The following is a 13,149-nucleotide window of genomic DNA, read 5'->3' on the forward strand; positions in this document are numbered from 1 at the left end:
ATAGTTGGTTATATGCTGATATAGTTGTAAAATTCATTATTAAAATCTTCTATTTCTTTGTCGGAAAGCTTATTCATAACTCGCGTTAATCGCTCTCGTTTTAATTTAAGCAAACCCATAAGTTCTATATTTCGAGCTCTTTTTTTATTTGCCCCTATTGGTCTAATAGCTAATAAACTAATTGATAGGCAACCAACAATAATCATCCAAGTTTGTACATCAAGACTAAAACTTAAAAGCACACCTAATAGAATGACACTTATGGCAATAACAAATATTATTAGCTGTTTATTTTTGTTAATTGCTTTTTTGTGCATTTCTGAAGCTTGATCTATTTCTTCTTTAGAAACTAACAAATCCTCCAAATTCACCTCTTCGGTTTTAACTTCGCTTGAGCTGTCATTGCTTGCTTTTATTGATTTTGAAGGCGGAGCTTCAGAAACACCAATTAAAGCAAGTACTTTTTTTAGACTGGCAGATGCTTTTTCTTGTAATCCTAAGAAAGATAAAATATCATGTATTGCTTTTTCAGGATTATTGGCCAAATCGGCATATTGCCTACGCTGCCATCGCATAGGTAATTTACACTCTTCAATAAGAATTGGCACCAATTTTTTATTGGTATTGATGGCTATGGACACTTCATCTTGAACGTTGGGAGATTCAACAGATGTTGGAGATAAAATCAGCATAAAAGTCTCTGATTTTTCTAACGCTTCTTCAATAGCATTGTCCCAGTTTTCGCCAAGACCTATACCTAATTGATCTATCCATACATTAGCACCCAATTCTTGTAATTCTTTAACAAGCCCTAATGCAAAGGGTCTGTCTTTACTAGAGTAACTAACGAATATAGTTTCTGCACTCATGTTATTAGTTTTTAGTTTGTTAGGATTAATTAAGGGATTGTTAAGTTAGTAATTATTTTTTTAACCTTTTTAGCTTAACAATCTTGCTTTTAAAAACTGTATGAATTCATCTTCTTGATTATCGGTTTGCATTAATGCTACGTAACCTGCGTATGCATTAGTATGCATAGATATTTTCTCTCTAATTGGTGCGTTTTCTGATGCTTTTATATAAAATTCTTTGGCTTTTTCCATATCGCCTATGTACATGTTTGCTTCGGCGACGGTAGCATACTTCCAAACATTATCTCTGCAATATTCCGTTGCCCCCAGAGCTTGTTTAGCATATTTCATCATTTTACTTTCGTTCTCTTCGGCAACGATGCTCATAAATGCTAAGTTGATGGCATGATAGTAAATTTGTGCATAATCTTCATTCTCCATGGATAATTCTAGTGCTTTGGTATAATGCTCAAAAGCAGCAGCACTAGATTGTACTGAAAATGTTTTTAAGTAATCACGTTTATATCTACCACCTAAAATCCCCATTAAATCGGTATTTCCTTTAGCTACTGGATGAGTGTTTAAAAGGTCATAAACTTCGTCTTTACGTTCTAAACCTTCTAGAGCAAAAACCAATTGAGTTATACCTTTTTTATCTAGGCTATCTTTATTAGGAAGTAGTTTTTTAACTACTGCATCATATTTTCCAAGGACCAAATTAATTTCCTCACTATTGTTAAAGTCTTTAAAGAATTTACTGCCAGTTAAGGTGTCTATAATTAAAGCATACGTTGGGTCTTTATCTGACTTAGGCTTAACGATATCTAAATGTTTCCTTATAACAAATTCACGATGTTCGTTATTAAAGGGTTTATGACAGGACTCAATTGAAACATACTCATCATCGGTTGAAGCTGCTACTTTTAACTTAAAGGGAAAGGTGCCATTAAAAGTATTTTTCCACTCATTGCGCAAAGATTTTATAAAATTACCTTCGCTACTCATTTCACTATATTTTTTGTTCCATTGCTTGGTTAAAACCTCTGGAGCAATTCCGTTGCTTGGAGTACCAAACATAATGAAGTGTGAAATTCTATTTTTATTGTCATCGTCTAAGCCTAAAATAGCTTTTTGAACAACTAAGCCTCCAAGACTGTGAGCAACAATTGCTATACGGTCATAATCCTTAAACTTATACTGTATTGAGGTTTTTAGATACCCTGCTATTTTATCAACATCGAGTACAGCTCCCCAAATATCCTTCCCTAATTTGGGTTGTACCACTGGAACATAACCTAAAGGTTTCATAGCCCAACCATCAAAGTTGGAGTCAGATTGTAACATTTCAGGAATATTTCCAAAGGTATCATTTGATTCTCCAGAAAAACCATGAACAAATAGTAATAGGTTATTTCCTTCATCTCTTTCCCATGACTGAGAACTATTACTTTTTGAAACAATGTCTTCAGTTTTTTGATTAGCCTTAGGGAATTTTTTTGTTGAAATTTTAGATTTAAGTTCTTCAGGAATATAACAAATTGCAAAATCGGTGCTCATTTGAAGATTAGCATAAGGCATTTGCATTTTTTCCCTAATAACTTGTTCCCCACCTTTTGAAATATTCTCGTTATCTATTTTTTTTAACTCCATAAATTTATCTGGAGTTCTCTCGAATACATAATTGGCCGTTTCAACAGTTCTTACAAATTCGTCGACCAAAAAATGTTTTTGTTTTAAGTTTTCAGCTTTAAAAGCCTCGATAAGACTTTCTGTAAAGATGCTGCAGGTTCCTCTTGCCCATGAGCGTTCGTGAGATTGAGAGGAAGCCATAATTACCATTCCTTGTTCATCATCAATTTCTTGTGCCATTCCTTCAAGGTTTGATGCTTGAGGAACTGAATTTGTGTCTATATTATTAGAAATACTCTGAACAATAATATCATCTTTCTCACTTTCAAAAAAACCGCCTGAATGACAACAATCAAATAGAATGAACATTCTTTTTGATTTCATTTGACTGAGTTTTTCTCTCAAATCTTTACCAAAAACCAAATTGGTTGAAGATGCTAGGTAAGGGAGTAAATATGAACGTCCTTCATGATAACCACCATGTCCAGAATAAAACAAAAGAAATGAAGAATTTGCATCTATTTTTTCAATGTAATTATCTAATGCACCAACAATATTTTCTGATGTGGCATCTTTATCAAGTAGGAGTGTAATATTTTCTTTTTTGTAGCCACATAATTGCTCATCTGAAAGCACATTATAAAAAGCACTTGCGTCTTTTTGAAAGATGTCTGTCTTTTGCTCATTATCTACACCTATTATTAGAGCATAAGCATTATCTAGTGTTCTCATAAATTACAATGATATATTATTGAATAATTTTTTCATTTGAGTCACTTGCTCATGAGTTATTTTTGGAGAATTCAAGCCCATGGTATTTAATTCTATTAGCACTTTTATTTTTTGAGCTAAGTGATTATCAATAATTCCATTATCAGCTAAATCACTTGTTAATGCAAAATTGGAAGTTGTTGATGTTGCAAAACCATTTTGCTCAGCAATTTTTTTTAGTTTTAAAGCAATAGCATCTTCTAATTCAATAAGTTCTTGATAAGGTGATGTTGCTTGAGTTCTATTAGGAATAACTTTAGAATCCTTAGGAATGATACTAGAACCATCTTTCGGTATTATACTACTTCCATCTTTCGGAATAATACTAGAGCCATCCTTTGGGATAATACTAGAACCATCTTTAGAAATAATTCCTGAAGAACCTATCCCAATAAGTTTGGTTGCATCCTGTAATTTGTCTTCAATAAAATTCATTTCAAAACCCTGCGCGCCAGCTTTAATTGAGCCAAGGCTGCTAAGTATTTTACCGATGTGTTTTCTAAAAAAGAGCAATCCAATTAATACTGTAAGAGGCCATATTACTACATCTAAAAGGTTTATTACTTGTTCCATATTTATTGGTGGTTGGTTTTTATAAAGTTTTGTTTTTCCAATAATTCATTATGCGATTTTCGAATTCTGGAGTATCTTTTATATTTTTAAAATGATAATCGTGCTGAAATGCAGCTGGCGTATAATTAAAACCTTGTGCTACAGATTTTTCAAGAAATTCTATAGCCCTGTCTTTATCTCCAATAGAAGCATAATATTGAGCCCAACCATAGTCAATAGCTCCAAATTGATAATCGCTTCTTAAACTATCTAGTTGTTCAATTTGTGTTTTTGCAGCTTCAAAATTTCCATTGTTAAAATTAGATATAGAAAGATAGACTAAGTATTCAATATTGTTGGGTTCAGCTTCATGAAGCGTTTTATATAAATCTACGGAATTTGTATAGTCTCCTTTAAAATAATAGGCTTTTGCAAGATCGGATTTATTTGTGTCCGAGTTACTGTTAGTAATGACTTTGTTAAAGTATTTGTTGGCTTCGTCAATATTGCTGGCATTTAAAAACTGAATTCCAGTGAACACATTTAAATAATCCATGTCTTGATCAGACGCTGTTAAAGCAAAATCGGATAAGTATTTTTCAAATTCACTTATTTGTCCGGATTTTACATAAGCACTTATTAAAGGACGTTTTAAATAATTATATTCTATAATATTTGTAACAGGAACAAGTGTTTTAATAACGTCATTATAATTACCAAGTTCAACATCAGCAAGTCCTTTTAAATAGTATCTAAAACCACATCTAGAGCAATCTTCTAGAACCATGTTATCCATTGGTATTTCATTATAAATAGCTTCAATGTCCTCTGGACGATTAACATATTGTAATGCTATGGTCATCGTTGTCATGTTTGTTGCTTGATCTAAACTTGCGTGTTTATATTCTTCTATTTGTGCTCTGTATGCCCTGTCGTTTTTGCCATTAACTATTGATTCATGAAAAAGCAAATGTTTTTTTTGCCTTTTGCTCATGGATGAATTAACATCTATTAATCGCCTTAAAGAATCTGCAATTTTAAACTGTCCTTTGTTGTAGTAATGAGAAATTCTATGAATTTTTGGTTCGAAAAAGTTAGGGTCTTTTTCAATGGCTTTATTTAAAAGTTCTAAATGAATGTCATCGTTACCTAAATTAGTAAGTGCATTTGTTAGGTATTCCCAAGCTTCATAGTTTGGAGAACTTTCTTCGTAATATGATGCTTTCTCATCATTTTTACTAATATATCCAGATTCATCTTGTCTACCCTCTGTCGATAAATAACCTAAGATTTCTTGTGTTAATTTTTTTGCACAATCTAAAGGTGCATTTGGGTCACACTTAATTGTTTCGAACGAGATAAAAGTTTTGTCAATTAATCCATCTTTAATAGAGCCTTGAAGTAAAAGTGTATCTTTTTCCATATAAAAAACACCTTCAATTGACTTACTAGGTTTTAAGTAGTTTTTAAGAAGATTATTTAAATCTATGGTAGTTCCAGCTTGCGATTTTATGACACTCGAATAGTCATTTACTGTTTTTGAGGAAAATACTTGACCAACTTCATTTTCAGTAATTCCATGACTAATATATCTGGCAGCTATTCTACCAACATTATCCAAGTCTTCATTACCTGTTGTGTTTTCAAAATCTAAAACAATAATTTTATCATTTCCTTTCAATTCTTCTAAAGAATAATTATTTCCAAAATTATTTTTAATTATAAGTGTAATTGCTATCCCTGAGAGTAAGCTTATAACAAATAAAGAAGAAAAGTACATTTTTTGGAATGCACTTTTATTATATGGAGTTGTTGGGTCTTCTGTTTGTTGTATTTCATATTTAAGAAGCCTAAACTTCCATACATAGTATATGTAAATTGGGAACCCTAATAATAAGATAATAATGAGGTAGGTTACAATTTTTTCAGGAAGGTTAAGCGGAGAAACTATAAGCGCTAAAACTTGTAGTACAACCCAACTTGACACTATATATATAGAAAGCATTTTGAACACTTCCTTTTTATGACACTCTTTAACGAAACCTTTTAGGTTCATTTTCAGTTAATTATAAAAGTTGGTTAAGAGAGAAAGGGAGGTTTTACTTGTTAAAGTTACATTTTTTCACTAATATAGAGCATAATTAACTTTAAAAAATGTGTCATGGCAAGTAATGAAAACCCTGAGAATATCCTTCCAAAGGAAGGCTCAAGTATTATTCCGAAGGATGGTTCGAGCATCATCCCAAAGGATGGCTCTAGTATTATTCCGAAGGATGGTTCGAGCATCATCCCAAAGGATGGCTCTAGTATTATTCCGAAAGATGGTTCGAGTATCATACCAAAGGATGGCTCTAGTATTATTCCGAAAGATGGAAGTAGTATCATTCCAAAAGATGGTTCAAGCATTATCCCAAAGGATGGGTCAAGTATTATTCCAAAGGACGGTTCAAGTATTATTCCGAAGGATGGAGGAGATATTAAACCCAACTAATTTTTGAAATAAACACTATTCAATCCTTAAATCTTGCCCTGTATTTAAAGAAATTGAAGACATAAAAAAACCGAGTCAAATTTGACTCGGTTTTTTTATTTATATAATATTAATGTGTGCCTATAATACAACCACAAGTTTCTCTGGTAAAACTTTGACTTTCTTCATGCCATGGAAAAGCTGCATTGTATTTATTGTTTTCCCAATAGAATTTACCTCTTTTACTTTCATGATTACCAATTTCATTCATGGTTTCAGTATCATATAATCTACCATTAACCATAGTATAAATAACGCTTTCAGAATTTCTAATATTTTCTAACGGATTTTTGTCTAAAACAACTAGATCGGCAAGTTTACCAACCTCAAGCGAGCCAATATCATCTCCTGCACCAATATATTCAGCACCATTAAGTGTGGCTGCTCTTAGAGCTTCCATATTAGTCATGCCCCCTTGCTGAAGCATCCAAAGCTCCCAGTGAGCACCTAAACCTTGTAGCTGTCCATGAGCACCTAAATTTACCTTTACGCCAACATCTGTAAGAGCTTTACATACTTTTGAAGTTGCTATATATCCATTTTCATATTCCTCTTGTGGCACCATTACACGATGTCTAGATCGAGCATCAACAATACTACGTGGCATATATTTTAATAGTTTTTCGTTTTCCCAAACGTTCGTGTTTTGATACCAATAATATTCTCCACTCATTCCTGCATAATTTACAACAAGAGTAGGAGTGTAACCTGTATTACTATTTCCCCAAAGTGTCATAACATCTTTATATACAGGAGCAATCGGAATATTATGTTCTACTCCAGTGTGCCCATCCATAATCATAGTCATGTTATGGTAAAACGTTGAGCCTCCTTCAGGCACCACAAAAATCCCTTCTTCACGAGCTGCTTGTAAAACCTGCTGACGCTGTTCGCGTCGAGGTTGGTTATAACTTTTAACCGATAAAGCTCCAAATGCTTTTGTACGCTTAATTGAAGAACGAGCATCATCTAAACTATTAATAACGGCTTTAAAATCACCCTCGGCTCCATATAGTATATGTCCTGTTGAATATAATCTAGGTCCAACTAAAGTTCCGTTTTTCTGTAACTCAGATAAAGCAAAGACTGCTTGAGTATTAGCCGAAGGGTCATGAGCAGTGGTGACTCCAAACACTAAATTTGCATAAAATTGCCAATGTTTTTGAGTGGTTAAACCATCACGAAATCCACCAATATGTGCATGCGCGTCAACAATTCCTGGCATAATGGTTTTTCCTGAAACATCATAGACTTTAGCATTAGATGGAATTGAAACTTCTGAAGATGCTCCTATAGCTTCAATTTTGTTTTGGTTAACTATAATGGTTCCGTTTTCTATCACTTTGTCACCTTCCATAGTAATAATTCGTGCATTTTTGAAGGCGATTCTTCCATTTGGTTTATCTGTTTTAACTTCAAGATTTATTGTCACTTTTGGTTTAGTTGCCATTTTGGTGTCTAATGAAGCTGGAGCAGAATAATACTCATTGCCTAGTGTCCAGTGAATTGTTTTACTGTCTTTAGACCAATGCAAATTAATTCCAGCATCTTTAGTCAGTTGTGTTACAGGTACAAAGTTTGATTTGTCAGTTAAATCAATTGACTTTCCTGCTTGAGGCATTGGAGCCATATATACTTTAAATAAATGAATAAAAGCGACCCAATTACCATCTGGACTTGGTAGCAGTCTATTACCATTTTTAGATTTTATATGAGTTCTTTCATCATTACCATTTAAGTCAACACTCTTTAGTTGTTTTGTTAAAGCCCCACCAAAAGTGCCTCCATTTTGAAAGATAATTCGTTTATCATCTTGCGAGAACATCGCATAATCACCTTGTTGTGTTAAGAATTTATTATTAGAACCATCAGTATTCATAACATATAATCCAGTTTTCTTGCTGAATGTTCTTCCTTGGTCTCCATTACCTCCTTCTTTTCTATAAACAATTTTAGAACCATTATTTGAATAAGAAGGGTTTCTATATATCCCTTTTTGAGAATTTAATTTTTTTGGAGTTCCACCATTAGTAGAAACCGAAAAAATATTTCCAAGATTTTCATCATTCCAAGTCACATACACTATTTGAGAACCATCAGGAGAGAACGAAGGTTCAAATTCAAAATCAGTTCCTTGAGTTAATCGCTTAGGTTTTCCTTTTGGTAATTGCATGGTATATAAGTATCCTAGAGCATTGAATACAATACTTTTTCCATCAGGAGATGTTTTAACGTCTCTAATCACTTTGGCATTAAATTCTTCTGGAGCAACAGGAGTATCAAACTCCACAGCTTTGGCAATTTTTATGTTAGTATTGACTTCAAAAGGAATGTTAGTTACTTGAAGTGTATTTACATTTACTTTATTAATTTTTCCACCAGACCAAAATACTATGCTATCGTCATTTGGTGTCCAACTATAATTACTATACACACCAAATATTGCCCATGCTTCCTGTTGGTCTTTGTTAAGACCGTCAAAAATTGGCCACTCTTCACCAGTTTCTAAATCATGAATGTAAAGTACTGTTTTTGTTCTCACACGTTTTACAAATGCTAGTTTTTTCCCATCATTTGATATTTGAGGTCTTGCAGCTCCTCCTGGACCACCTGTGATTCTCTCGGTTTTACCTGTTTCAAAATCATATCTATTAATCACATAGATTTGACTATTAGGGTCTTTATTATATTGAAAAAAGCCACCTGGATATACATCCTCGCTATAATACATATAGCGTCCATCTTTTGAGATACTAGGTTCGTTTACATCTTGTTGGTCATTTTTACGCTTTGTAATTTGTATACCACTTTTACCAGATAAATGATACATCCACATCTCTCCAGCACCTAATGAGCGCGTTGATGAAAAGTGTTTTCTTGCTACTAGATAGTTGCCATCTGGTGTCCAAACGGCATTATTGAGTAGTCTGAAATTTTCTTTTGTGATTTGTTTGGCATCGCTACCATCAATATTCATTGCCCATATATTATCACCACCTCCTGCATCACTAGTAAACGAAATGGTTTTCCCATCTGGACTAAAGCGTGGTTGAATTTCGAATGGTAAACCTGTTCTTAGAGCCGTTGCTTTTCCACCATTTGCATTCATAATGAAAATATCTCCAAGGAGATCAAAAGCTATTTTAGTTCCATCAGGACTTACATCTATGTTCATCCAAGTGCCTTCATTGGTATTTAAAGAAACTTCTTTAAAATTCCAATCTCCTTCTGGATTGGAGACATCCCAAGATTTCTTTTTTTCTTGGGCTGATAGGGTAGTAGAAACTAAAATTAGGGCAATTAATAATTGTTGAATTCGATTCATTTTATATAAAAATTTTATGAATCAGAAAGATAATAAAAATGAATCTTGCTTTTAAAATTAGTTATTCACAATAACTATAAAAACAAAAAAGTCCGATTCGTTAGAATCGGACTTTGATAAGCGAAATATATTATACAATAGGCGAAACGCCTTATTTAACTTTATTTACAATTGCTTCAAAAGCATCTGGGTTGTTCATAGCTAAATCGGCTAAAACCTTACGGTTTAATTCGATATTGTTAGCTTTTAATTTCCCCATAAATTGTGAATATGACAATCCGTGTTGTCTAGCTCCTGCGTTAATACGCATAATCCATAATGCACGGAAAGTTCTTTTTTTGTTTCTACGGTCTCTATACGAGTATTGCATCGCTTTATCAACCGCATTTTTTGCTACTGTCCAAACGTTTTTACGTCTTCCAAAGTAACCTTTTGCTTGCTTAAGAACCTTTTTTCTTCTGGCTCTTTTCGCAACTGAATTTACTGATCTTGGCATAATTTTAAATTTTTTTGTAGTAGGCGTTCGATTATCGAAACTTTTATGAGCCTAACTCCATGGTTTATAAATAATTCTAACCTAAGCTAAATTACTTTAATCGTAATTGTTGCTTAATGTTTGCTTCATCGCTCGCGTGTACTAATGTACTGTGAGTTAAAGCTAGCTTACGCTTTTTAGATTTTTTTGTCAATATATGACTCTTAAATGCGTGCTTTCTTTTAATTTTTCCAGTTCCAGTTAACTTAAAACGTTTCTTGGCACTAGATTTTGTTTTCATTTTAGGCATTGTTCTCCTCTTTATTTAAATTCACTTCGCTTATTCTCTTTTGATTAAGTTATTTTGCTTTTTTAGGAGCAATAAACATAATCATTCTTTTTCCTTCTAATTTTGGCATCTGTTCAACTTTTCCAAACTCTTCTAAATCTTGTGCTAAACGCAACAATAAGATTTGACCTTGTTCTTTAAATATGATTGAACGTCCTTTAAAAAACACAAAAGCCTTAAGCTTTGCACCATCTTTTAAGAACTTTTCAGCATGTTTCTTTTTAAATTCGTAATCGTGATCATCTGTATTCGGACCAAAACGAATTTCTTTAACAACAACTTTTGTTGCTTTTGATTTTAAAGCTTTATCCCGTTTCTTTTGTTCATAAAGAAACTTTTTATAGTCCATAACTTTGCAGACAGGAGGTACAGCTTTTGGCGATATTTCAACAAGGTCTAATCCTTGTTCATCAGCAATTGCCAGTGCTTGAGGTGTTTTATAAACACCTATTTCAACATTATCACCTACCAAACGAACTTCTGGTGATGTGATTTTTCTGTTTATCCTGTGTTGATCTTCTTTAATTATTCTTGCAGGACCTCTATTTCTTCTTCTACGTATTGCTATGGCTATATATTTTTAATTAAACTTTAAATTGTTTTAATGTCTTATTTATTTCCTTTTCAACAATTTCTGAGAAATCTTTTACATTAATCATGCCTAAGTCTTCTCCTCCATGTTTACGAACGCTAATTTTATTTTCGCTCTCTTCATTCTCACCAACAATAATCATGTATGGGATTTTATTCATTTCGGCTTCCCGAATTTTTTTACCCATGGTCTCATTCCTATTGTCAATAAGGGCGCGAATTTCGTCATTTTCTAACAAATTTAAAACTTTTTCAGCGTATTTTTCATATTTCTCACTAATTGATAGGATAATAGCCTGTTCTGGCATTAGCCATAATGGAAAATTTCCTCCAGTATGTTCTAGCAGAATAGCAACAAATCGTTCCATACTACCGAAAGGTGCACGATGTATCATTACAGGTCTATGTAACTCATTGTCACTGCCTTTATATGTTAAGTCAAAACGCTCAGGTAATGTATAATCTACTTGTATTGTTCCAAGTTGCCATTGTCTTCCAAGAGCATCTTTTACCATAAAATCTAATTTAGGGCCATAAAATGCTGCTTCGCCAGTTTCAATAACAAAATTTAACCCTTTGTCTTTTGCGGCATTAATAATTGCTTGTTCTGCTTTATCCCATAAATGATCTTTACCAATATATTTGTCTGGATTATCAGGATCTCTTAGGGATACTTGAGCGGTAAAGTTTTCAAACCCTAAAGAACCAAAAACATAAAGAACAAGATCAATTACTTCTTTAAATTCTGTATCTAATTGATCAGGAGTGCAAAAAATATGAGCATCATCTTGTGTAAAACCTCTTACTCTTGTTAATCCATGTAACTCTCCACTTTGTTCATATCTATAGACAGTTCCAAATTCAGCATATCGTTTAGGTAGTTCTTTATAACTGAAAGGTTTTGCATTATAAATTTCACAATGGTGAGGACAATTCATAGGTTTTAATAAAAATTCTTCATCCTCTTTAGGTGTTTTTATTGGCTGAAAACTATCCTCTCCATATTTAGCATAATGGCCAGAAGTAACATACAGTTCTTTTTGACCAATATGTGGTGTTACAACCATTTCATAACCAGCTTTTTGTTGAGCCTTTTTAAGAAAATCTTCTAACCTAGCCCTTAAAGCGGCTCCTTTAGGCAGCCATAAAGGAAGTCCTTGGCCAACCTTTTGTGAAAAAGTAAAAAGTTCAAGTTGTTTACCAAGTTTTCTGTGATCACGCTTTTTAGCTTCTTCTAGAAGCTCCAGATATTCTTTTAACTCTTTTTGTTTAGGGAAAGATGTACCATAAACGCGTGTAAGTTGTTTATTGTTTTCATCACCTCTCCAATAAGCACCAGCTACGCTTAAAATTTTTACGGCTTTAACAATTCCTGTGTTAGGAATGTGTCCTCCACGACATAAATCGGTAAATGTTGAATGGTCGCAAAATGTGATATCTCCGTCTTGTAGATTTTCAATAAGTTCTACTTTATACTCATTTCCTTGTTCTTTATATAAGGATAGCGCATCTGCTTTAGAAACTGATTTTATTTTAAACTCATGCTTTCCGCGAGCAATCTCTAACATTTTATCCTCAATTGTTTTAAAATCTTTATCAGAAATACTTCTATCTCCAAGATCTATATCATAATAAAATCCATTTTCAATTGCTGGACCTATAGATAATTTAACTCCAGGGTAAAGTTCTTCTAACGCTTGAGCTAAAATGTGTGCCGATGAATGCCAAAAAGCTTGTTTTCCTTCGGTATCTCTCCAAGTATATAAAACAAGATTACCATTGGTGGTTAATGTGGTTGAAGTCTCAATAGTTTTATCATTAAACTTTGCAGATATAACATTTCTGGCGAATCCTTCGCTTATATCTTTTGCAACATCTATTGCAGTAATATTATTATCATAACTTCTAACACTGCCATCTGGTAAGGTAATTTCAATCATATGCGAGTAAAAATTTAAAGCGCAAAGATAATAGTATAATATATCACATACAATATATATATAAGGTATATTTTTACACTTCCCCCAATAGTATTCATCGGGATTTGAGTATTCGATTTGGATTGGTATGGGATTT

The 13,149-nt window shown here is 33.1% G+C and carries 10 protein-coding genes; 1 reads left to right on the top strand and 9 read right to left on the bottom strand.

The features are described from left to right. Positions 1-8 precede the first annotated feature (8 nt). The 4 genes from HB672_RS07475 to HB672_RS07490 form a co-directional block, all read right to left on the bottom strand. Positions 9-869, bottom strand: a complete 861-nt coding sequence (locus HB672_RS07475) for a toll/interleukin-1 receptor domain-containing protein (RefSeq protein ID WP_167610106.1) — start codon at positions 867-869, stop codon at positions 9-11. Between the two features lie 69 nt (positions 870-938). Beyond that, positions 939-3,212 (bottom strand): caspase family protein, encoded by a 2,274-nt coding sequence (locus tag HB672_RS07480; protein WP_167610109.1) that lies wholly within the window; start codon positions 3,210-3,212, stop codon positions 939-941. Positions 3,213-3,215: 3 nt separating this feature from the next. Beyond that, entirely contained in the window at positions 3,216-3,824 is a 609-nt protein-coding gene (locus HB672_RS07485; protein WP_167610112.1) for a hypothetical protein, read from the bottom strand. 19 nt (positions 3,825-3,843) lie between these two features. Beyond that, on the bottom strand, positions 3,844-5,859 hold the full coding sequence (locus HB672_RS07490; RefSeq protein WP_167610115.1) for a hypothetical protein: 2,016 nt from the start codon (positions 5,857-5,859) through the stop codon (positions 3,844-3,846). Between the two features lie 105 nt (positions 5,860-5,964). Here HB672_RS07490 and HB672_RS07495 point away from each other — a divergent pair, with 105 nt between their 5' ends. Beyond that, the gene (locus tag HB672_RS07495) at positions 5,965-6,294 is read left to right on the top strand and encodes a hypothetical protein (protein ID WP_167610118.1); all 330 of its coding nucleotides are present in this window, start codon (positions 5,965-5,967) and stop codon (positions 6,292-6,294) included. A gap of 109 nt (positions 6,295-6,403) precedes the next feature. Here the strand turns inward: HB672_RS07495 and HB672_RS07500 are convergent, their stop codons facing one another. From HB672_RS07500 to thrS, 5 genes are all read right to left on the bottom strand, one after another. Beyond that, on the bottom strand, positions 6,404-9,658 hold the full coding sequence (locus HB672_RS07500; protein ID WP_167610122.1) for an amidohydrolase family protein: 3,255 nt from the start codon (positions 9,656-9,658) through the stop codon (positions 6,404-6,406). Between the two features lie 151 nt (positions 9,659-9,809). Then, complete coding sequence (rplT, locus tag HB672_RS07505) at positions 9,810-10,154, bottom strand: 50S ribosomal protein L20 (RefSeq protein WP_167610125.1); 345 nt, start codon at positions 10,152-10,154, stop codon at positions 9,810-9,812. Between the two features lie 91 nt (positions 10,155-10,245). Further along, positions 10,246-10,443 carry a 50S ribosomal protein L35 gene (rpmI, locus tag HB672_RS07510; protein WP_167610128.1) on the bottom strand — a complete coding sequence of 66 codons (198 nt, stop codon included), beginning with the start codon at positions 10,441-10,443 and terminating at the stop codon, positions 10,246-10,248. Positions 10,444-10,492: 49 nt separating this feature from the next. Further along, positions 10,493-11,008, bottom strand: a complete 516-nt coding sequence (gene infC / locus HB672_RS07515; protein ID WP_348272549.1) for a translation initiation factor IF-3 — start codon at positions 11,006-11,008, stop codon at positions 10,493-10,495. Positions 11,009-11,066: 58 nt separating this feature from the next. Next, a complete protein-coding gene (gene thrS, locus HB672_RS07520) occupies positions 11,067-13,013 on the bottom strand; it encodes a threonine--tRNA ligase (protein ID WP_167610131.1) in 1,947 nt (648 codons plus the stop codon). Positions 13,014-13,149: the final 136 nt, after the last annotated feature.

Origin of the sequence: Gaetbulibacter sp. S0825 (assembly GCF_011777505.1) — a bacterium.
GTDB lineage: Bacteria > Bacteroidota > Bacteroidia > Flavobacteriales > Flavobacteriaceae > Pontimicrobium.